Here is a 21,453-nt window from a genome sequence, read left to right on the forward strand (position 1 = left end):
CTATTCCTATTTTTTATTTTAAACTACTTTTCAATTCCTGCAACAAGCCATTCTGATGATTGCCGTGCTTTGGTGATGGTTTATATTGTATAGTTTCAGACTGATCCGGATAATACCGAGTCGCAACATGATTTAATCCATCCTGTGTTTGAATTAAATTTCTTGCTTTATAATATGGATAGTCTGCTAATTCTCCTGCCTCTAACACTGGCGTAATACAGCAATCTACTGTTTGGGATAAATGAATCCATTCTTCAAAATCCCGGCTGAGAAATAATGACACCATCTCTTGATACACGGGATTTTCTTTTGACGGCGGGGTAAAACTGGACCCAAGCCACGACTCTTTCTCTACCGCCAGGCAGAAGTTCTCCCAAAACTTCGGTTCCAGTGCGGCCAGACTGATAAACCTGCCGTCTTTAGTTTCATAAAGGGTATAGCACACATGAGCACCATTTAATCTCGGCATCCCATGCTGTTCTCCGGTGGCTGATTCGATCAACACATGATTGGTCATCAAGGTAACCATTACATCTGCTATTGCTAAATCAATATAAGACCCGTTTCCTGTCCGTTCTCTTTTTAAGAGTGCGGCAACGATTGACTCACTCGCTGCCATTGCGCCTACTAAATCCGCCATTGTGGTAGTGGGCTGAACAGGTCTCTTTTCACGGTCCTTAAATTGAGACAGCACACCGCTTAGGGCCATATAGTTTATATCATGGCTCCCCAGATGACTTAACGGGCTCACCTGTCCGTATCCGGTTAATGAACAGTAGACAATGTCAGGTTTACACGTGATAACTTCTTCATAGCTGATTCCTAAGCGGCTGGTAACTCCCGGCCGGAAGCCTTCAATTACTACATCGGCATCTGCTATTAAATCCTTGGCAATCTGCTGATCAGCAGCCTCTTTCAAATTAAGTGTGATACTCTCTTTATTTCTGTTTTGGGCGCGGAAGAGATATTTATCTCCACCGTCTTTTTCAGCAGGATAACGTGCCGGATCACCAGCAGGGGATTCCACTTTAATAACTTCGGCTCCCATATCCGCCAGCCGTAATGTCGCATGCGGCCCCGGCAAGTATTGCGTAAAGTCAATAACTTTTATTCCTTCTAACATCCAGACACCCTCCACTTCTGACACAGTTATCAATTATCGTGTATCTTACTTGAGCTAAATGTCTTTCTTCCATTCGCCGGGCATTTACATAAGCGACGGCAAGTACAAAGCAATCTGCGGGAATAATATGATGACGAGCAAAGCAACTAATAGTACACCGATAAACGGAACAGCACCGCCTAATACCTTTCCGGTAGAAATACCTGACTGCTCACTTGTAATGAACAAGTTAATACCTACCGGCGGCGTCACCAGACCAATCTCCAATAACAGCACAAGTACTATTCCAAACCAAATCGGATCATAACCTAAACCGACAATTAGCGGATAAACTAGCGGGATTGTCAGCAACATAGTACCAATCAAATCCATAAACATTCCCATGATCAGATAAAGGATAATTATCAGCAGCAGAATTCCCCAAGTCGGGAAACCGCTATCTTCAATCGCAGTAACCATCGTATTTCCGATCCTGGTCATTGCTATATAATAAGAAAAGACATGGGCACCTATAATAATTGTAAATATCATGGTCGTTTGTTTTGTCGTGTGCATAAGGGCTTCAAAAATCAGTTGGAAATTCAGCCTTTTCATAACCAATCCAATGACAAGTGCACCAAACGCTCCAAAAGCTGCTGCTTCGGTAGCTGTCCCTGTCCCCGAATAGATAACATAGAGGACGAAGATGACTAATATAACCATCGGCCAGATATTCTTTAAGGAAACAAACCGTTCTTTCCAGGCAGCCCTGGGTGTTTTACTTTTATTTTTGAAAGATATAACTACGATGAACAAGCATAAAAGAAATGCGATCAGCAAACCGGGCAAAATACCTGCAACGAGCAATTTACCAATCGAGTTTTCCGTTTGAATACCATACAGAATGAGCGGTACACTCGGAGGAATCATTGCTGCCAATACACCGGTGGATGTCGCTACTAGACCAGCTGAAAAGGAATCGGAATAATTCGCCTTCATCATTTGCGGAATAGCAATTTGGGACATTGCTGCTGTCGCAGCTACACTGGAACCTGACAACGTTCCAAATCCCGCACTCGCCAACACTGTGGCAATCCCGGCCCCGCCAGGAACATGGCCAACCCACTTGATAACACTGTCAAACAACTCATCTGCTATTTTACTTTTAGAGATAAAATGGGCCATTAATACAAACAAAGGTATCGCGCTGTATACGAAACTATTGACACTTCGATAAGCAGTGGTTGCCAAAATTCCCTGTAATGTATCGAATCCTTGTAGAGTAATAATTCCTGCCGATCCTATCGTCAGCAATACAAATGCGATTGGCATTCCCGTAAGTAAAAGGATGATTAATACCAATATCAATATTCCTAAAACCATTTAATCACCTCTTTTTCAACTTGTTTAATCTAACTGCGTGCTGGCTGATCTTCTTACACCTCAACCTTTCCTCTAATAATCGCTATAGATTCCAGAAGTAAGTTTATGACAAGCAAGAAGACCCCTATTGAAATAATTAGTAAAGCGGGAGCCAATGGATAATGAAGTAAGCTAGTTGTGCGCACATCATTTGCAAAATAATCCATTCCTTTCAGATAATTTGCATATCCCAGCAACGAAAATGTTGTGATGGCCAATAGATTAGTAATAACTTTTAACACACTGCGTAATGGTTTTGGAAACTTCTCAACTATGAAGTCTACAGAAACGTGGCTTCCTTCTTTATAGGCATAACTGATTGACAGATATACAATGATCAGCAGCAAGTATTCACCTGTAATTTCAATAGTTCCTGTGATGGGGGAATTGAAAACAGATCGTAATACAACATCCATTACAATCCACATCATCATGATGAAAATGGTAGCTGCGGATACATAAGTAATTAATTTATCCAATCTCGTTAGCAGATTACTTAAAAACGTCATAACTTACCCCCCTGTCTAAAAGATTTGTATCGTTACCGTGCAAAAAGATTCACATGAAGCAGTTGGATGATGATAGCAGGGCTGTATTTGCTTTGTAATCTTTGCTTAAACGGAGTGCCCGTGAACAAACCGTTTAAGCATGACTGACATTTTACTTATTTTCTTTCGACTTCTCTTTAAATGCTTTTAGCGTTTCCTCAAATTCAGGATTATCTTTTTCTTTTAACCAATCCTGTTCAACGCTTTCAAAGAACTTGGACCATTTTGCTTTCTCATCTTCAGTTATTTCATGTATAACAATTCCCTTATCTTTGTACTCTTTGAAAATACTTTCAACGTATTCGTCCGTTCTTTCAGCATTACTCTTTGTATACTTTTCCCCTACTTCCAAAATTACTTTTTGAACGTCTTCAGAAAGACTCTGGAAGACATTCTCGTTAATAATAAGACCTGTTCCGGAACCTCCGAAATTAACACCCTTTGTACCGTACTTAACCAATTCACCCATACCATGGTCATTTAACGATTGGGCATTTAAGTTAATCCCGTCGTAAACACCTCTATCAAACGCCTCATACATTTCTGACAGTGTAATATTTACCGGTGTCGCATCAAGAGCCACTGTTGCTTTATTTAACACTTCGCCTGTCGTTCTGATTTTCATGCCTTTTACATCTTCCGGTACGAATACTTCTTTCCCTCTCGTCCATAACTCGCCAGCCGGTGCATTATAAGTTAAGATTGGTCTAACACCATTTTTAATGAAATCAGATTGTAATACAGGATCTTTCTGGGCAATTTCATGATATGTTACTGACCCTTCATAGCTCGTAGAATACAAACCTGGAATTCCTATTAGTGAACTGGTGATCGGCATTTTGTCAGGATAGTAAGTAGAAATATAGAATGATATATCTGCAACGCCATCACTTGTTAAATCATACAGATCTGCGGCCTTTCCTAATTGTTCAGCAGGATAAAAGTCAAATTCGACCTGCCCGTCTGTACGCTCCGTGATTTCTTCCATCATTGGTTTAAACACTTCAGATGTTAAAGAATGTGTATCAGACTGCGCGGTAGCAAATTTCAATGTGACTTTGTCTTTTTTCGCAGCATCATCGCTGCTTTCAGCCGAATTCCCGCATGCCGTTAAAACAAGTAATAAAAAAGAAGCGAGTATTGCCGTAATAAATTTCTTGTTCATTGTCTCATCTCCTATAATTCTTATTTGGTAAGTCAAAGCAGATAAATCTTCTGGATCGTATGTTTACGTCTGTCTGGTCAGATTTCAAGTCTTTGAAAACAAACTGTGTGTAAACGTTTACATTTGAAGGCTGCTACCAGCACTCCAAACTGACAGAGAGCAATTAAAAATACTTATTCGACAGTATCCGATAACTGCTTATAAGCAGCTGCATGATGATTCGTTTGGATGTTGCTTGTCTGCTGTCCAATAATTAATGATATTTTCACCAAGGAAAAAATATTACTGATTATTTAAAACGAAACTACCAAAACGTTGATAATTAATATTATTTTAATTTTACATGCAAAATAATGTATTGTCAATAATAATCGGAATATTAATAATAGTATGTTTTTATGGTATTTTAGTATAATTTAAAGGCAGCAGTACTTCAGCTGGCAGATCGTTGCCGTGGAGGTTCATCTGATTACTTCACTTATCTAATTATGCTTGCGTTCACCATTCCCTAAATTATATTTCCCTATTAACTACCATTTGGGTATATCGGATTCGCTGTCCCAATAAACTTGGCAGCCACGTTATATAATGGAACGGATGGTATGATTATGAATGACTTCTCGTTACTTTATGTTAGAAATTTCTTTAGACTCTCTGAGAAACATTTACAATAAAGTCGTCTCCCCTATTTCAATTGAGGAAACAGGAAGACGACTGGCAGAAGATGATCTTAAGTTGGATGATTCACTTATCATTCATGCACTCTATCGGCTCAAGAAAAATGTCCCTAACGCTTTCGCAACAATAACCCCAAATTCATCTTCCACATTACACTCTGCTACAACAATTGTTTTACCCGCACTAATTATCTTTGGGGTGGCTATGAGACGGACACCTTTACCTTTTTTGATGAAATTTATTTTTAGTTCCAATGTAAAAACTTTTTGACCTTCCGGCAGCTCTTCTAAGAGCAGGAATCCAATCGCCACATCTGCTAAAGTGAACACCGCGCCGCCCTGAGCAACCCCATACGTATTTACATTGTGTAAACCCAAATCCATTTCAACCCTATATGCATCTAAGCGCGTGAGTCCGGCAAGGCGTCCAAAAAAGTGCATCGGAACTTCCCCGCCAGCGCTCGCTTCAGCAGTTTTCGCATACGTTGAAAGAATATAATTTATTTCCTTCAATTCCTTGGGAGAAAAAGCATCCAGTTTCTTTTGTATTAAATCTTTAGCCGCCTGAACATTATCTTCCTTCATTCACAACGTATCCTTCAGATGGAACACCGATAGAGTTACTCAGATCTGACATCATATCAGATACATTGGCAACACTCTCCAAGGATAGAAGAACTTCAGAGAATGACTTACTTTTGTCTTCTGATAAAGGCGTAGCCAAATTACAGAATTTACGCTGCAGATCTTCCGTGCTGACAGGATTTTCGGGATCACCTTTTGGATAATAGGATTGTTTCTCAAACACTTCGCCATTTTTCAGGTGCAGTTTTACTTTGGCTCCCCATTTCACCGGGTAATCTTTATCCACTTCCGGATCCAGAACTGCCTCTACTTTACCCATGACTTCCCTAATTTCCGGATTCCATAAATCATCTTCATTGAAATCATTCAAGTTTGCACTTCCTTTAACTAATGCCAAGGCTGTACAATACTGAATGCTGAATTTTGATTCGTATTGGGTTTTCGGATTATTATTATCCGTAATATCCATTGTGGATTTATATGCGCCGACTTCCACTTTTGAAATATCTTCAACTGAAAACTCATTTTCCTTAAATATTTCAATCGCCATATCAATAGCAGCGTGAGTATGGCGGCAAGATGCGTGGATTTTAAATGAATTTTCGACTATTTTATGTTCTTTGCCAAGATTCAGCGTGATTTTTTCCGAATCATACTCATCGCTCATTGCGTTGAAGAAGCCTCGTTTTCCTTCCAGGATCTTCTTAGCACCCGTAAAGCCTTTTTCTGCAAGTACACTGGCCAGCAAGCCATTCATCGCAGCTTTGCCCGGATGCAGCTGCTTGGTCATAGCTCCATCTTCAATAAACTCCCAAAGACCTGCCGCTTGACTGCCCGCGTTTCCAAGTGCATTCACATAAGCCTCATCATCTAATTGAAGAAGCTTGGCTACTGCGGCCGCAGAACCGAAAGTCCCGCAAGTCGCAGTATTGTGCCAGTAGTAATAATGGGATGGCGATACGGCTTCTCCCACTCTAAAGCAAACTTCATATCCTAGCACAACAGAAAGAATTAGATCTTTTCCGCTTAATTCTTTCCATTCTGCAACCGCCAATGCTGCAGGAACAACAACAGTAGCCGCATGAATAATCGATGATTTATGAATGTCATCCAGTTCGACGATATGACTCGCTGCTCCATTTACTAAAGCAGCATTCATCACAGAAGACTTTCCTCCCGTCAGGAGCGTCGCCTGCGGGTTCCCGCCCATCACATTGACCGTGTCACTGATCATTTGAACAGGCGGTTTATTCACTCCTGCCAGCGCAGAACCGAAATAATCCAGTATACATAACTTGGCAAACGCAACTACGTCTTCCGGCAAGTCTTCATAGGTAAGCGAAGAAGAATACTTTGCTAACTTTTCACTTAAACTCATTGATATCCCTCTTTTCATTCGTTCTGGAATAATACTTCATTCAATAGGTACAGATAATCAGAAGGACCTTGGAAGCCCAAGTACGTGCTGCGCCACGAAGCTGACTACTAAGTTATTAGAGATCGGTGCAATCATGAACAACCGCGCCTCTCTGAACTTTCTTTCAATATGGTATTCCGCTGCAAAACCATAGCCGCCGTATGTGTCCATTGCAGCATTAGCCGCTTTCCATGCTGCATTTGAGGCCAAGTACTTCGCCATATTTGCCTCTGCACCGCCTTTTTCTCCTGAATCAAACATTTCTGCAGCCTTATCCCGCATAAGTTTTGCTGCTTCGACATCCATGTAAGATTGTGCAATTGGAAATTGGATTCCCTGGTTTTTTCCGATAGGACGATCAAACACAACTCTTTCATTCGCGTATTGTACGGCTTTATCGATGAAGTAATACCCGTCACCAATACTCTCTGATGCGATCAAAATACGTTCAGCATTCATGCCGCTTAGCACGTAGACGAATCCTTTGCCTTCTACACCAATCAGGTTTTCTGCAGGAATCTCTACATTTTCAAGGAAAATCTCTGTTGTCGCATGGTTAATCATCGTATCGATGTCACGAATAGTAATATTGTCTTTCTGATCGTTCATGTCTAATATGAACAGGCTTAATCCATCAGTCTTCTTTGTCACCTGATCTTTCGGCGTGGTTCTTGCCAATAACAGCATTAAATCCGAATATTTAGATCTTGATATCCAAATCTTCTGACCGTTGACGATATACTTGTCACCTTTGCGAACAGCAGTTGTAGTGATGCTGGTCGTATCGCTTCCTGCTGTCGGCTCAGTTATGCCGAATGCCTGCAGACGCAATTCACCTGTTGCAATTTTAGGCAAGTACCGCTGTTTCTGTTCTTCGCTTCCATGACTCAGCAGCGCACCCATCGTATACATTTGCGCATGCCCCGCTCCGGCATTTCCGCCTGATCTGTTAATTTCCTCGAGAATTGCACTGGCTTCCACCATGCCCAGACCAGCACCGCCGTATTCTTCCGGGATTAGCACGGACAGCCAGCCTTCATCTGTCAATGCTTGAATAAATTCACTTGGGTAGTCATTATTTTTATCAAGTTTCGCCCAGTAATCTTCCGGAAACTTGCTGCATAACGTCCGCACACTTTTTCTGATCAGTTCAATTTCGTCGTTTGTACTTTTAACTTTTACCATATGATGATTCCTCCAAATGTTTAGTATTTATTTTCCTGTCCAAACAGGATCTCTTTTTTCATTAAACGCATAGACACCTTCGAGACGGTCTTCAGAAAATGCACATTTGTAATATTGATCGAGCTCAATTGATAATGCTGTATTAATATCTGTCTGCAGCCCTGTATCCACAGCCTTCTTTATTGACTGAAGAGATAATGGCGCGTTTTTGGCAATCGTTTTAGCTGTCTCAATCGTCTTCTCCAGTAACTCTTCCATCGAAAAGACATCATTAGCCAAACCTATTTCAAGCGCTTTTTGAGCATCCAGCTGCTTGCCGGTAAATAAAAGTTCTTTTGCAATCGCCACCGGGACAGATCTTGGCAGCAGCTGCGTTCCGCCAACCCCAGGAATAATGCCCAGCTTCGCTTCAGGCAGACCCATCTTCGCATGCTCAGCTACATATCGAAGATCACAGCTTAAAATCATTTCCATTCCGCCGCCTAATGCATAGCCGTTAACCGCGGCAATGACAGGGTACGGGAATGTTCTGATCAGCTCATATGCATCTTCAAAAATATCATGCTGACGCTTCCATTGAACATTATCCATAGTTTTGCGCTCTTTTAAGTCGGCTCCGGGACAGAAACATCTCGTTCCGCTGCCTGTAATAATTAATGCTCTGACGTCATCTTTCTCTTTAAGCATTGTGACACATTCTATTAACTCTTCGGCCATCAATGTATTTAGTGAATTCATCGCATCAGGCCGGTTTAGTGTAATAATATAAACGAATTCTTCCGCATGGGATTCATCCAATACGATCGTTTTCCAATCAACCATTTTCGTTTGAACCATTTTTCAATCACTCCTTTTAAATTGCGGTCATCTTTACACTGCAGGAATTGAGTATCTTCTATTATAAGGTCCTGCTTTTAAAATATAGCTGGAATTCGGGTGTCCGATCACTTCCTCCAACAGCTTGGATGCTTCCAGCAGCTGATCTAAATCAATCGCTGTTTCGATATTCATGCTATGCAGCATATGAACAACGTCCTCCGTGCAAACATTGCCTGTTGCACCCGGTGCGAAAGGACATCCGCCCAGTCCGCCAAGCGCCGTATCAAAACTGGTTACTCCGGATTGGACCGCTGCTAAAATATTAGCTAATCCCATTCCCCTTGTATTATGGAAGTGCAAGTTCACGTCCAGGTCAGGATGCGCAGCGAATACTTCACGCAGCACGTCACTGACTTGTTTCGGATTGGCCATTCCGGTCGTATCCGCCAATGTTAAATGATTCGTCTGACATTCAGATACACTTTCCAAGATTGTCAGGATCCGTTCAATTGGAATATCTCCTTCAAACGGGCACCCGAACGTAGTGGCAATTGTAACGTCGAGCAATAAGTTATTCGATGCACAAAATTTATCGATGAGTTTTAGTTCTTCTAACGATTCCAGCGTAGTGCTTTGTACGTTTTGCTGATTATGTGTATCACTCGCTGAGAATACAAAATTGACTTGTTTCACACCAAAGCTCTTTGCGATTTCAGCGCCTTTTAAATTCGGCACTAACGCGATTAAGTCTGTCGAATTGTCCCCATCCGCAATGTTCGTGAACAGTTCACCGCTGTTCGCCATCTGCGGCACCCTTTTTGGATGAACAAATGAACCAAATTCAAACGATTTTATACCGGCACTTTGTAATTTTGTAAATAAGCGATTTTTTTCTTCCACACTTATGATTTTTTTCTCAAGCTGCAGTCCGTCACGCAAGACTACTTCATTTATTCTGACCGTTTTTGGAAGTTCCATCATACCTGGCCCCCCTACATGATTATTTCACTCAACCTCTATCGCGCTTGCATTTTTCATTTTCTTCGCCAGTTCTTGGTCAATATTATGAACAATACCTTTTGCAATAAGTTCGTCAATCTTATCTTCAGACAGCCCGCTGTCTTTTAAAATTGTCCTAGTATCTTCACCTAATAACGGCGGTGCCTTTTTGATTTCAATCGGCGTCTCCGATAAACTGATCGGCAATCGAATTAATCTCATATTATCGATTAATGGGTGATCGACCGGCTGCAGCATCCCGGTGCTTTGAGTTTGCGGATGATCAACCATGTGTGAGATTTTCTGTATAATTGAACTTGGAACACCAGCTTCATCAATTTTCTTCATCCAGAAATCCGCATCTTTCTTAACGAGAACACTTTCAATCTCTCTCGATAATTCCTCTCGATTTTCCAATCTATTTTTATTGGAACTGAATCTTGGATCACTTGCCCACTCTTCTTTACCGAGAACTATACATAATTTTTTAAATAGAGATTCATTGGAAATACCTATCATAATCTCTGATGTAGCTGTTCTAAATGCACCATACGGAGCGAAAGCCGCATGCCCTGCACCTAATTTAACCGGTTCCCGGCCGTCAGCCATATAGGACATCAAATGATAGTTCGTCCAGAAAACACCCGTCTCAAACAAAGAAGTTTCCACTTTCTGGCCAACACCTGTTTTGTTTCTGTGAAGCAATGCGGATAATATTCCTATAACTCCCCACATAGCGCTTCCCTGATCCAAAATAGATACTGCGGCTCTCGCAGGTTCTCCCCCGGCAGGTCCATTGATGCTCATAATGCCTGTTCCCGCTTGAACGATTGCATCATAACCCGGTTTATGACTGTCCGGGCCTGTTTGTCCATAGGCTGTTAAAGAACAGTAAATTATTTCCGGGTTAATAGACTGCAAATCTTCGTAGCTGAGCCCCATATCTTCGGTTTTACCCAGCCGGAAGTTTTCTACAAAAACATCAGCCTCTTTAACTAAATCTTTTACCAGTTCCCGGCCTTCATCTGTTTTCAAATCAATAATAATAGATCGCTTGTTACGATTTATCTGAAGATAGTAGACGCCTTCACCTTCCCACATCGGACCCATATTCCGTGAATCGTCGCCGCTCACCGGTCTTTCAATTTTAATGACTTCTGCGCCCAGATCGCCCAGTATCATCGTCAGGCTGGGGCCTGATATATTTGAAGTAATATCGATTACTTTCATACCTTCTAATGGTCTGCTCATGAAATCTTCCTCCATTCAGCTATGCAGTTACTGATGGTACTAGATACTTTACTCACAGTTTATACTGTTCATTATTCAACCACTTGCCGCCGTCAATCGTTATACATTCTCCGTTAATGAACGCTGATTTCTCGCTTAATAAGAATTCGGCCAAATCCGCAATTTCTTCTTTCGTGCCGAAGCGCTTCAGCGGGATGGCGTTCATAGCGCTGTCTGCCACGTTCTGATTTTCGATCAGCCGGGAAACACCCTCTGTATCACCAATCGGGCCAGGCGCAATGCCATTTACTCTAATCCCGTATCTGCTGCCCCATTCCACGGCAAGCGTTCTAGTCATCGCCAGCACACCGGCTTTAGCAGATGCTGAATGGATCATTCTCGGTCCTGCTCCCCACGCATAGGTGGCTATAATGTTAAGAATGCTTCCTTTTTGGCCTGTCGCAATCCATTCTTTTCCGACCGCCTGCGAGCAGTACCAAGTCCCGTTCAAAACAATATCAATGACCGATCTCCAGCCGTTGTACGATAGATCTTCGGCCTGACAGACAAAGTTACCTGCGGCGTTATTCACCAGAAAGTCAATCTGGCCAAAATTTTCTGTTGTTTTGCGAACCATTTCCTCTACATGAGCTGTCTCCCTGACGTCCATTTGAAACGGAAAGACGGATCCTCCCGATTGCTGAATTTCTTCTTTTGCTTCATTCAATCGCTCCGCATTTCTGCCGGTGATGACAACATTTGCACCTTCTTTTGCAAACTTGAACGCCATTGCTTTACCCAGACCGCTGCTGCCGCCTGTCACAATTACCGTTTTACCTTTCACGGAAACAATCCCCCTCTTTTTTCAGATCAGCGACATGAACAAAGATATTATTTATGCTTTTTAACTTCTTCTTTAAATTTATTCACTATTTCACTGTAATTAGCTTCTGTATGTTCGCTTATTAACGCTGCTTCCATTTCACTATAAAATTGCTTCCATTGTTCAGCTTCCTCAGAAGTTAATTCTCTTACAGTTATTCCTGCTGCTCTCAGTTCTTCTTTCACCGCATCATTTTCTTCGTCCAGAAACTTCGCGTAATCTTCAGTCACTTCATCTCCAACTTGCAAAAAGATCTCTTTTATATCTTCAGGTAATTTTTGATATACGTTTTCATTAATGATCAGCCCAGTAGCCAGTCCGCCAAAGGAAATGCCGTCCGTTCCATACTTGGCCAGTTCTGAAAAACCATAGTCATTCATAGAAGTAGCATTCAAGACGAGTGAGTCGTATACTCCTCTATCAAAAGCCTCGTAGAATTCTGAGGCAGTCAAATTGATTGGTGTGCCTTCCAGGGCAGAAATTGATTTATTTAGGGCATCACCAGTTACTCTGGCCTTTATCCCTTTAATGTCCTTCGGTAATACAATTTCTTTGCCTTTTGTCCAAAACTCATTCGGAAGAAGCGCGCTGCTCACTAGCGGTCTAACACCATTATTCAAGAAATCAGATTCCAATACCGCACTATCTTTATTCAGCATATGTAAAGCCTTCGTTCCCTCATAAGAGTTATCGTACAAGCCTGGGATACCCAGTAAACTGCCGGTTATCGGCATTAGGCTCGGGGTATAAGTTGAGACTATAAAGCTCATATCCGTTACACCATTACTGGTTAAGTCATACAGATCACCAGCTTTCCCCAATTGCTCGGAGGGATAAAAATCAAATTCAACTTGCCCGTCGGTTAATTCCGTTACCTTTTCCATAAACGGAACAAAAACTCCATCGTGTAAAGTGTGTGTTACTGGCTGCGATGCCGCTAGCTTTAATGTGATTGGTTTGGCTGATGCATCATCTGCACTTCCCGTTTCATTTTTCAGCCCATCCGAATTTCCGCACCCTGCTGCTGTGAGCAACACTGCAGATAATACCAAAGGTTTAAACATATTTTTCATCATTACTTTCTCCTCCTTTATTTGTGAAGCGGTATACTGCACGGTTACGCTGACTGTCATGTTGAGGGTTATCTTCATTCAGCAGAAGAGTAAGCAGTTCCAAGGAGTTATTGACTTTGTTGCTCTTACAACAAAGACCATTCCGGGACGCCGCTTTTATATCTATTGTAAAAAGGGGGGCTTCTGCTGAATAAAGATAATCCTCGGAATGGTTTGTTCCCAAAAAGGTCCTGTCAACCTTTTTGGGCCACAACCGATTCCACCGACTGATTATTTCTTGCGAACTTCAAACTTGGCCTGAACTTTGACTTCTCCGGCTTCGTTACTTGCCTTAGCTTCACAAATCCAGCGATCTTCTGTTTCATCCAGAACGCTGCCGGTAACATTAATCTTTTCTCCCGGTTTTGTTATAGCTTTGAACCGCACGCCAAATTTAGCCAGATCTTTTACCGGCACCCAGTCACCAATTGCCTGACCGATAAAGCCCATAACCATTAATCCGTGTGCAATTACGTCATCCATTCCGGCTTTTTGAGCAAAAGGAACGACAGTGTGAATTGGGTTGAAATCTCCCGACGCTCCTGCATAGCGAACGATTTGGGTATGTGTGATTTCCTCTTTTTCAAGTGTTGCAAATTGATAGCCAATGTTCATCGTTTTCCCTCCTAGTGCTTTTCAATAATAGTCGCCCGGCTAATTAACACTAATTCACCATGCTGATTAACAAATTCTTTCTTCATAACAATAAAAGTCATCGCTGCTTTTGAATACGCATCTTCAATAATGGCGTTAACTGTGATTTCATCCCCAGGATTCATTTCACCTACATATTCATATTCCTGCTCGCCATGCAGCACTCTGGCAACATCCAAGCCAAGAAGTGCTGAAGCAGATGACTGACCGCCCCAATATTCAACTACCGCGGCAAAAGTCGGTGGTAATGCCTCCCCGTTTAGATAACTGTCCCGCTGATCCCCAATCGCAATTGCAAGTTCCCGAATCTTCGCTTTTTCAATGGTATACGTATACGATTCCAGTTTAATACTTTTCAATCGTTCCAAGTTAGACGCCACATCGTTCAAATCAAATCTCTCCTCTCTCACAGTGATATTCATTCAATTTATCTAGCAAAGCATAAAATATATATTTAAAAATCACACATCATTAAACGAGCGGCTCGTACGGGAATACATCTGAACTGACTTCTAAAGGAGTGAAGCTTGACTGAAGAGCGCCTTTGATGTCACTCAGGCTTTCAACTGACCATCCTTCAGCATTATAAACAGAGCGCACCGGACGCGGCTGCGAGAATACCATAATTTCTTTTCCTCTGACACCGAAAATTTGACCCGAAACGTCTGACGCATCTTCTGAAGCTAAGAATGCTACAAGCGGCGCGATATGAGCAGGTGACAATTGCTTTAATTTCTTAACACGTGCCTCTTCTGCCTCTGTATCTGTCGGAATAGTTCCAATCAGGCGGCTCCATGCAAATGGTGAAATACAGTTAGAAGTTACATTATATCTAGCCATATCCAGCGCTGTTACTTTAGACAGACCAACAATCCCCAGCTTCGCAGCAGCATAGTTTGACTGCCCGATATTACCGATCAATCCTGAAGTTGAAGTGAAGTTGATAAAACGTCCGCTTTTCTGCTCTTTAAAGTGAGTAGAAGCTGCACTGATCATGTTGAAGCAGCCTTTTAAGTGAACTTGAAGGACAGAATCCCATTCACTTTCGCTCATTTTAAACACCATACGGTCTCTTAAAATTCCGGCATTATTTACAACAATATCGATTCGTCCAAACGCATCAAGAGCTGTCTGAACAATATTATTTGCGCTATCGTATTCTGCTACGGAATCATAGTTTGCAACTGCTTTTCCGCCCGCATCAGTAATTTCTTTTACTACCTCATCAGCTACTTTGGAATCTTCACCTTCACCGACAGAACTTGCACCTAAATCGTTGACGACTACACTTGCTCCTTCTTTTGCAAGCAGCAGTGCGATGTCACGCCCAATTCCTCTTCCTGATCCTGTTACGATTGCTACTTTGCCTGTTAAATTTGTCATATAAAACCCTTCTCTCTTCTATTTTTTATTTGTAAGCCCTTTCATTTCACATATCATTACAAACCTAATTGTTTTGCAATAATCACTTTCATAATTTCATTACTTCCTGCATAGACCGTTGTAATCGGAATGTCGCGATAACGTCTGGCAATCTTATACTCTTCCATATAGCCATATCCACCATGGAGCTGCATACATTCTCCTGAAATTCGTTTCGCCATATCTGTGATCCACCACTTCGCCATGGATACTTCTGTCACCATTTCTTCTTCATTGATTTGTTTGACAATCAAAGTATCTATGAAGGTTCTGCCAATCTGCACTTGCGTTGCAATCTCCGCAATTTTAAATTGGGTATTTTGAAGTTTGCTGAGCGGTGCTCCAAAAGCTTCGCGCTTTGTCACATAGTCAATAGTTAACTCAAGCATATCTTCTGCAGCCACCAGCGCATTGTTCGCAGATACAATTCTCTCCTGCTGCAGTTTTTGCATTAAGTATGAAAATCCTCTGCCTTCTTCACCAAGCAGATTTTCAACCGGCACGCGCACATCTTCAAAAATCAATTCCGAAGTGTCCTGGCTGTGCATTCCGATTTTATCCAGCTTTTTCCCGCGTGAGAATCCTGGCATACCTCTCTCAACGATTAATAAGCTTATACCGCGGTGAGCAGGCTTGATTTTTGTATCTGTTTTACAGGCCACTATGACTACGTCCGCATGAATACCATTCGTAATAAACGTTTTTTCACCATTTAGGATATAATGATCGCCGTCTCTTACTGCCGTCGTTTTGATGTTAGCCAAGTCTGAACCTGTTCCCGGCTCAGTCATCGCGATGGCCGCAATGCTTTCCCCTGTAACAAACTTCGGCAAGAATTTTTTCCTTTGCTGCTCACTTCCAAATGAATCGATGTACGGAACAACAATATTACTATGTGTAGATACTCCAAGAATTCCGGCACCGACTCTCGATAACTCTTCTCCTAGAATACTAGAGAATCCGAAGTCCAGACCCAGCCCGCCGTATTCCTCTCCAACCTCAGGGCATAAGAAACCATTTTCTCCAAGTCCCTCCCAGAACGAACGCGGAACGAGACGATCTTTTTCCCATTGATCATAGTGCGGCACCGCTTCTCTCTCAAGGTATTTCTGTAATGTTTCACGGAACATTTCATGCTCCGTAGTGAAAAACGGGCGCTTAGCCTTTCCGCTTTTCGTCATGGATACTGTGCTCATTTCATCATCTCCACTAATGTATTTTTTACCTACAATTTTACTTTCACTATGTTTTATCTATATAAGTGCCTAGCCATCAATTACTTAAATACAGGTTTTCTCTTTTCAAAGAACGACTGCACGCCTTCTTTAAAATCATCTGATTCAAAACACATACCTTGCGCGAAAGCTTCCAGCTCAAATGTGTCTTCAATATCAGATAACACACTGCTGTTCGTCAGTCTTTTCGTAAGACCCATTGCTAATCTGGGGCTTGCAGCCAATTTTCGGGCTGTAATTAACGCCTCATCCAGAACGCTGTCATCTTCATGCACTGCATTCACAACGCCTAACTTCTGCATTTGTTCAGCCTGCACTTTTTCACCCAGCAGCATCATTTCCATTGCGCGATGACGGCCGATCAGACGCGGAAGGAAGTACAGAGATCCCATGTCTGGCACAACACCAATTTTTATAAACCCTTGAATAAATACTGCAGATTTAGCTGCGTAGATGATATCGCATGCCACCGCCAGACTAAAGCCCGCTCCGGTTGCAACACCATTCACTACTGCAATAACCGGTTTTTCCAAGTTTAGAATGGACCTGATCAGTCCCTGACTCGTTTTTAGCCGGTTTCTTACTTGTGTCGAATTTAAATTCTGTAAAGCTTTTAAATCCCCGCCGGCCGAGAAAACGCTTTCTTTTCCAGTTAAGACAATCGTCTTTACGTCGTCATCACTTCCGACCACAGAAAAGAACTCCATCAGCTCGTCCCGCATTTCTTGCACAAGAGCATTTTTAATTTCCGGTCTGTTTAATGTCACTGTGCAAACGCCATTCTCGACATGTACACTAATAGCTTCATATTTTTCATATGCCATTCATATTCACCTCGCCCATTTCCAAAATTGTACGATCATTCTATTTCAATAAGTTTTGCTGAAGAAAGGAGAGTAATGTTCTAAAGGGCTGGCGTCTGTAATTTCTTTACTAGTAAAGGAAAATTACCGATAGTTAATCAACAGCATCTAAAGTTAGTCTTCAGAACATGTAAACATCTTTCTTAACTTCTGAACATCATTTTACATGCAAAAAAAGTAATTGTCAATAGTATTCAGAAAACAAAGAATTAAGTTAATATTGCTTTCAAAACGTTGTTAAATAAGCATTTTTATAACTTATTCATTTTTCACCAATGAAAAATAATATTTATTCTTGTGTTCTTTCAGAAAAAAATATTCTGGAACACGGGAACTTTCTTACAGATTTTATGCACAATACTTCTGGACTTTCATTTAGTAATATTATATAGTTACTTTCACTAACTAACTATTGAAGGAGAGTCATTACGTGACACCACATCAGCTATTCTTCCATCAATACAGATCAATGTATCGTCCTTATATCAATGCAGCTAATGACTGCTTGGGAAGGCATCAGCTGTTTACCGCACAATGGGCTGTAATGAAATACATTATCTCCACAGGACCACGCACACTCGTTGACATTGCAGCTTATCAGCATGTTGAAAAGCCAACCATTACACGGACAGTGCAAAAATTAATTGAACTTCATTATGTAGAAGTGATTCCTGGAAAAGATAAACGTGAAAAAAAGATCCAATTGACCGAACTTGGCCGGCAAGTGTCTGCGGACGTTGAAATTACTATTGAACAATTTCAGCTGAATGCTTTGGAAGGAATCAGTATCAAGGAACAAATGGAAGTCAGCCGCATATTGGAGAAAGTAAAAAACAACTTAGTAAAATAGGAGGATTGTTATGGCGGAAGAAAAGTTATGGACTAAGAACTTCATTATCGTGTCTGTTATCAATTTATTATTGACGACAGTTTTATTCCTTTTGCTTGCAACGATCGCATCGTACGCGGTCGAAAATCTTGACGCTTCAACCAGTCTGGCCGGTTTAATTTCAGGTATTTTTATTATAGGCATACTGATGGGGCGGTTAATCACAGGCAGGTTCATTGAGTCAATCGGCAGCAGGAAAATTCTGTTCATTGGGCTGATCGCTTTTATCGTTACGACCTCGCTGTATTTCGTTGCAATTAATGTTCCGTTATTACTGACAACCCGGCTGGTGCATGGATTCGCTTTAGGCATTGCCAGCACTGCCACAGGCACGATTGTTGCACAAATCATTCCGGTTTCCCGCCGGGGCGAAGGTATCGGCTACTATAGTTTAAGTTCTATTTTAGCAACAGCCGTCGGTCCATTTCTGGGTATTCTCTTTTTACAATTGTTCAGCAATTACCATGTCATCCTGTCATTAAATCTAGTTCTGGCAGGCAGCTGTTTACTGATTGCATTACTGGTGAAGACGACTGCAGTAAGCACTGCCCATAAAACTGATGAGCATCATGAAAAACGGTCTGGCATCAGCAACTATTTGGAATTTGCATCTATTCCCATTTCATTTGTCGCAATGATTGTAGGGTTTAGCTATTCAGGCATTATGTCCTTTATTTCTTTCTACACTGAAGAAATTGGACTGGTGAAGTCTGGAAGTATCTTTTTCATCATCTATGCCGCGGTAATATTAATATCCAGACCTTTCACGGGGAGGATACTGGATCTGAAGGGCGCTAATATTATTATCTACCCTTGTCTTATACTTTATGCAATCGGGATGCTGCTGTTCAGTCAGGCGCAGCATGGTTTTTCTATACTATTGGCTGCCGTGCTTATCGGGTTAGGATACGGTAACTTCCAGTCGATTTCACAAGCTATCGCCATAAAAAAAGTGCCTGTACACCGCTTGGGCCTTGCTACATCTACCTATTTCATCTTCTTTGATCTAGGCTTGGGACTTGGCCCTTATTTAACAGGATCTCTTGTCACGCTGACAGGGTACCGCGGCGTTTATTTACTGATGGTCTCCGTTATACTTTTGTCCATTGCACTTTATTACTTCTTACACGGCAGAAAAGATAAGGTTCTTCATCACGCAGTGCAATCTTGACTTTTCCGGTGAATGCATCCAATCAATGAAAGCAATTGCCCAGTGAACAAAGGAGTGTGTTCAATGATGTTATACAACGGCATTTCCGACTATAAAGATATTTTGCATGAACTATCTGCCCTTGCTGAAAAGCCCTATCACAGCGAAACTTGGAATACATTCAGAAGTATGATCCACGCAAAACTATCGGGTAATTCACTTGAAATGATAGAAACGAGCCTGTCCATTATAGAAGACACAAAGAAACGGGAACATGACTTAAAATTCTCAACGAAGACATTGGAAATTATCCAGCAAATTAATACCGAGGTGTCTTCCCTGGCACCACTTGATAAAATTTTAAAATTGAGCACGGACCGCCTCAGAACTATTTCAAAGGCTAATATCGCATTGATCGCACAAATTGACGCCAGTGAAAAAATGATACAAGTCACAGCACTTTCAGGTTCTACTGACGAAGTATTGCAGAATTTCAGGCAATCGGCAACTGCCGGGATTTGCGGTACAGTTATACAAACAGAAAAAATATATGTGCTGCCTGACGTCGAACTTGAAAAGAATTTGAATGATCCGCTCATTTCACTTTTACATCGTAAAGAAAATATTCGTTCATTAATTTGCGCACCGCTCGTTGTCAATAAGGAGCTGATCGGCATTTTTATCATCGCCAAAGATTATCCTAATCACTCATCCCCTTTTTTATTGGATGTCTTGAGCACATATTGCAATCAAACTGCAATCGCCATAAATAATGCCAGATTATATGCAAATGAGCTGCGTGTATCCAGCATGCACAAGGAACTCTTTCAGGAAGCCTTTAACGAAGGGTATTCAGGAGTCATCGCCAAGCTGTCTGCTTTTCTGAGTGAGCCCGTACTATTAACAGGCGAGCTTGGTGATGTAATAGATGTTCATATGTCTCCATCTGTCAGCAAGCTGCCACTGGAGCAGGTGTTTGACCTTCCTTTTCTGCGTAATGCATTTTGTTCAGAAAAAGAACCTTATGTGTCGCCTGCGGTGCTGCATGTAAACAAAGAGCACTCTTACAGCCTCATTCCCATTCTTCTTCACGAGAAAGCCGCAGCGTATTTACTCATTCCTAAGGTTTATAATGAACGGGATCACTTAGATTTGGTCGCCATAGAACAGGCGAAAAATATTCTTTCCTTAAAATTCACTCAAGAACACACCAGTATGGAAGTTGAAAACCGTCTGCGGCTCGATTTTGTACATGATTTACTGTTAGGTTTGGAAACTGAAGAAGATTTGATTAGAAGAGGCAGATATCTCAAAATTTCTTTTCAGCATCCCCGTCAAGTCATCATGCTGAATCCAAAAAACCGTTTGGATACTGAACACATCGGCTCCAAGCGACTCACACAGATTGCAGAGAAACTTCAATATGAGCTCGGCTTTTCAAAAATGCATTTATGCACCATCCATGGGACAAAATTAATCATCATAGCACCCGTGGGGGAAACAGATCAGCTGACTAGTAATATTTTTTCTTATTTTGAAGATCATTATCCCACTGTAGATATTTCAATAGGCGTCAGTAATGCTGTTACGGAAGTTTCCGACTATACTACTGGATATAACGAAGCCAAAAGAGCCTCACAATTTGTAGAGTTAATTGGAGGAAATAAAAGAGTTTTATATTATAATGATCTCGGTGTTGTCGGTCTTCTATTTGAATCTGCTGACTATGCTTCAATCATAGAATTTAAAGATAAATATTTAGGTAAATTACTTCACTATGAAGGACAGAATAAATCCGACTTGCTCTTGTCGCTACAAGTATTCTTAGACAACGAATCCGCCTATCAGGCATCTGCAACACAATTGCACGTTCACTATAATACACTCCGATACAGAATTGAACGGGTAGAAGAAATTATTCAGCTGGATCTGTCTAACGCACAAAATCGATTAAATCTGCAAATAGCCTTAACGATCCATCAGTTAGTCAATTCTTTTTCATAATTTTACCCATGATAAAAAGGGAGCGCCATGCAGTTACTTCCTGCATGGCGCTATCTTTTCACAAAACACAGTATATTAGTATGCATTTCACT

The 21,453-nt window shown here is 41.4% G+C and carries 20 protein-coding genes; 3 read left to right on the plus strand and 17 right to left on the minus strand.

Translation table 11 applies throughout. The features are described 5' to 3' along the window. Positions 1-13: 13 nt before the first annotated feature. The 17 genes from SporoP37_RS07235 to SporoP37_RS07315 all read right to left on the minus strand — a co-directional run bounded on the left by SporoP37_RS07235 (position 14) and on the right by SporoP37_RS07315 (position 17,279). Positions 14-1,123 carry a CaiB/BaiF CoA transferase family protein gene (locus SporoP37_RS07235; RefSeq protein ID WP_081243029.1) on the minus strand — a complete coding sequence of 370 codons (1,110 nt, stop codon included), beginning with the start codon at positions 1,121-1,123 and terminating at the stop codon, positions 14-16. Positions 1,124-1,207: 84 nt separating this feature from the next. After that, positions 1,208-2,485 carry a TRAP transporter large permease gene (locus tag SporoP37_RS07240; protein ID WP_085430632.1) on the minus strand — a complete coding sequence of 426 codons (1,278 nt, stop codon included), beginning with the start codon at positions 2,483-2,485 and terminating at the stop codon, positions 1,208-1,210. Between the two features lie 53 nt (positions 2,486-2,538). After that, a complete protein-coding gene (locus SporoP37_RS07245; RefSeq protein ID WP_081243031.1) occupies positions 2,539-3,033 on the minus strand; it encodes a TRAP transporter small permease in 495 nt (164 codons plus the stop codon). Positions 3,034-3,184: 151 nt separating this feature from the next. After that, positions 3,185-4,237, minus strand: a complete 1,053-nt coding sequence (dctP, locus tag SporoP37_RS07250) for a TRAP transporter substrate-binding protein (RefSeq protein WP_081243032.1) — start codon at positions 4,235-4,237, stop codon at positions 3,185-3,187. Positions 4,238-5,001: 764 nt separating this feature from the next. Further along, positions 5,002-5,499 carry a PaaI family thioesterase gene (locus SporoP37_RS07255; RefSeq protein ID WP_081243033.1) on the minus strand — a complete coding sequence of 166 codons (498 nt, stop codon included), beginning with the start codon at positions 5,497-5,499 and terminating at the stop codon, positions 5,002-5,004. Then, positions 5,486-6,877 (minus strand): MmgE/PrpD family protein, encoded by a 1,392-nt coding sequence (locus tag SporoP37_RS07260; RefSeq protein WP_081243034.1) that lies wholly within the window; start codon positions 6,875-6,877, stop codon positions 5,486-5,488. The genes SporoP37_RS07255 and SporoP37_RS07260 overlap by 14 nt, the downstream gene beginning before the upstream one ends. Before the next feature lie 57 nt (positions 6,878-6,934). After that, positions 6,935-8,101 carry an acyl-CoA dehydrogenase family protein gene (locus SporoP37_RS07265; RefSeq protein ID WP_085430633.1) on the minus strand — a complete coding sequence of 389 codons (1,167 nt, stop codon included), beginning with the start codon at positions 8,099-8,101 and terminating at the stop codon, positions 6,935-6,937. 27 nt (positions 8,102-8,128) lie between these two features. Next, the gene (locus tag SporoP37_RS07270; RefSeq protein WP_232329825.1) at positions 8,129-8,938 is read right to left on the minus strand and encodes an enoyl-CoA hydratase/isomerase family protein; all 810 of its coding nucleotides are present in this window, start codon (positions 8,936-8,938) and stop codon (positions 8,129-8,131) included. A gap of 33 nt (positions 8,939-8,971) precedes the next feature. Beyond that, complete coding sequence (locus tag SporoP37_RS07275) at positions 8,972-9,901, minus strand: hydroxymethylglutaryl-CoA lyase (protein WP_081243036.1); 930 nt, start codon at positions 9,899-9,901, stop codon at positions 8,972-8,974. 24 nt (positions 9,902-9,925) lie between these two features. Further along, on the minus strand, positions 9,926-11,170 hold the full coding sequence (locus tag SporoP37_RS07280; RefSeq protein WP_085430634.1) for a CaiB/BaiF CoA transferase family protein: 1,245 nt from the start codon (positions 11,168-11,170) through the stop codon (positions 9,926-9,928). A gap of 52 nt (positions 11,171-11,222) precedes the next feature. After that, positions 11,223-11,993: a 2,4-dienoyl-CoA reductase gene (fadH, locus tag SporoP37_RS07285; RefSeq protein ID WP_085430635.1), complete on the minus strand. Its 771-nt coding sequence runs from the start codon at positions 11,991-11,993 to the stop codon at positions 11,223-11,225. A 47-nt stretch (positions 11,994-12,040) separates the two neighbouring features. Further along, positions 12,041-13,108, minus strand: coding sequence for a TRAP transporter substrate-binding protein DctP (gene dctP / locus SporoP37_RS07290; RefSeq protein WP_158233621.1), 1,068 nt, complete (start codon positions 13,106-13,108; stop codon positions 12,041-12,043). Between the two features lie 267 nt (positions 13,109-13,375). Then, the gene (locus SporoP37_RS07295) at positions 13,376-13,759 is read right to left on the minus strand and encodes a MaoC/PaaZ C-terminal domain-containing protein (protein ID WP_081243040.1); all 384 of its coding nucleotides are present in this window, start codon (positions 13,757-13,759) and stop codon (positions 13,376-13,378) included. Positions 13,760-13,770: 11 nt separating this feature from the next. Then, entirely contained in the window at positions 13,771-14,178 is a 408-nt protein-coding gene (locus SporoP37_RS07300) for an FAS1-like dehydratase domain-containing protein (RefSeq protein WP_081244782.1), read from the minus strand. A 91-nt stretch (positions 14,179-14,269) separates the two neighbouring features. Then, on the minus strand, positions 14,270-15,181 hold the full coding sequence (locus tag SporoP37_RS07305; protein ID WP_081243041.1) for an SDR family NAD(P)-dependent oxidoreductase: 912 nt from the start codon (positions 15,179-15,181) through the stop codon (positions 14,270-14,272). A gap of 56 nt (positions 15,182-15,237) precedes the next feature. Further along, complete coding sequence (locus SporoP37_RS07310) at positions 15,238-16,416, minus strand: acyl-CoA dehydrogenase family protein (RefSeq protein WP_081243042.1); 1,179 nt, start codon at positions 16,414-16,416, stop codon at positions 15,238-15,240. 80 nt (positions 16,417-16,496) lie between these two features. Beyond that, entirely contained in the window at positions 16,497-17,279 is a 783-nt protein-coding gene (locus SporoP37_RS07315; protein WP_081243043.1) for an enoyl-CoA hydratase/isomerase family protein, read from the minus strand. A 469-nt stretch (positions 17,280-17,748) separates the two neighbouring features. Between SporoP37_RS07315 and SporoP37_RS07320 the strand changes: the two genes are divergently transcribed. The 3 genes from SporoP37_RS07320 (at position 17,749) to SporoP37_RS07330 (ending at position 21,361) form a co-directional block, all read left to right on the plus strand. Next, positions 17,749-18,168 carry a MarR family winged helix-turn-helix transcriptional regulator gene (locus SporoP37_RS07320; RefSeq protein ID WP_232329826.1) on the plus strand — a complete coding sequence of 140 codons (420 nt, stop codon included), beginning with the start codon at positions 17,749-17,751 and terminating at the stop codon, positions 18,166-18,168. A 10-nt stretch (positions 18,169-18,178) separates the two neighbouring features. Continuing rightward, positions 18,179-19,378 carry an MFS transporter gene (locus SporoP37_RS07325; protein WP_081243044.1) on the plus strand — a complete coding sequence of 400 codons (1,200 nt, stop codon included), beginning with the start codon at positions 18,179-18,181 and terminating at the stop codon, positions 19,376-19,378. A gap of 63 nt (positions 19,379-19,441) precedes the next feature. Beyond that, positions 19,442-21,361, plus strand: coding sequence for a helix-turn-helix domain-containing protein (locus SporoP37_RS07330; protein WP_158233622.1), 1,920 nt, complete (start codon positions 19,442-19,444; stop codon positions 21,359-21,361). The last annotated feature ends 92 nt before the right edge of the window (positions 21,362-21,453 follow it).

This window comes from Sporosarcina sp. P37, from assembly GCF_002109365.1.
Lineage (GTDB): Bacteria > Bacillota > Bacilli > Bacillales_A > Planococcaceae > Sporosarcina.

Bases quoted from the DNA above. Each gene is read 5' to 3' on its own strand.
- SporoP37_RS07235 (WP_081243029.1), bottom strand. From the start codon at position 1,123: ATGTTAGAAGGAATAAAAGTTATTGACTTTACGCAATACTTGCCGGGG.
- SporoP37_RS07240 (WP_085430632.1), bottom strand. From the start codon at position 2,485: ATGGTTTTAGGAATATTGATATTGGTATTAATCATCCTTTTACTTACG.
- SporoP37_RS07245 (WP_081243031.1), bottom strand. From the start codon at position 3,033: ATGACGTTTTTAAGTAATCTGCTAACGAGATTGGATAAATTAATTACT.
- dctP (WP_081243032.1), bottom strand. From the start codon at position 4,237: ATGAACAAGAAATTTATTACGGCAATACTCGCTTCTTTTTTATTACTT.
- SporoP37_RS07255 (WP_081243033.1), bottom strand. From the start codon at position 5,499: ATGAAGGAAGATAATGTTCAGGCGGCTAAAGATTTAATACAAAAGAAA.
- SporoP37_RS07260 (WP_081243034.1), bottom strand. From the start codon at position 6,877: ATGAGTTTAAGTGAAAAGTTAGCAAAGTATTCTTCTTCGCTTACCTAT.
- SporoP37_RS07265 (WP_085430633.1), bottom strand. From the start codon at position 8,101: ATGGTAAAAGTTAAAAGTACAAACGACGAAATTGAACTGATCAGAAAA.
- SporoP37_RS07270 (WP_232329825.1), bottom strand. From the start codon at position 8,938: ATGGTTCAAACGAAAATGGTTGATTGGAAAACGATCGTATTGGATGAA.
- SporoP37_RS07275 (WP_081243036.1), bottom strand. From the start codon at position 9,901: ATGATGGAACTTCCAAAAACGGTCAGAATAAATGAAGTAGTCTTGCGT.
- SporoP37_RS07280 (WP_085430634.1), bottom strand. From the start codon at position 11,170: ATGAGCAGACCATTAGAAGGTATGAAAGTAATCGATATTACTTCAAAT.
- dctP (WP_158233621.1), bottom strand. From the start codon at position 13,108: ATGATGAAAAATATGTTTAAACCTTTGGTATTATCTGCAGTGTTGCTC.
- SporoP37_RS07295 (WP_081243040.1), bottom strand. From the start codon at position 13,759: ATGAACATTGGCTATCAATTTGCAACACTTGAAAAAGAGGAAATCACA.
- SporoP37_RS07305 (WP_081243041.1), bottom strand. From the start codon at position 15,181: ATGACAAATTTAACAGGCAAAGTAGCAATCGTAACAGGATCAGGAAGA.
- SporoP37_RS07310 (WP_081243042.1), bottom strand. From the start codon at position 16,416: ATGAGCACAGTATCCATGACGAAAAGCGGAAAGGCTAAGCGCCCGTTT.
- SporoP37_RS07315 (WP_081243043.1), bottom strand. From the start codon at position 17,279: ATGGCATATGAAAAATATGAAGCTATTAGTGTACATGTCGAGAATGGC.
- SporoP37_RS07325 (WP_081243044.1), top strand. From the start codon at position 18,179: ATGGCGGAAGAAAAGTTATGGACTAAGAACTTCATTATCGTGTCTGTT.
- SporoP37_RS07330 (WP_158233622.1), top strand. From the start codon at position 19,442: ATGATGTTATACAACGGCATTTCCGACTATAAAGATATTTTGCATGAA.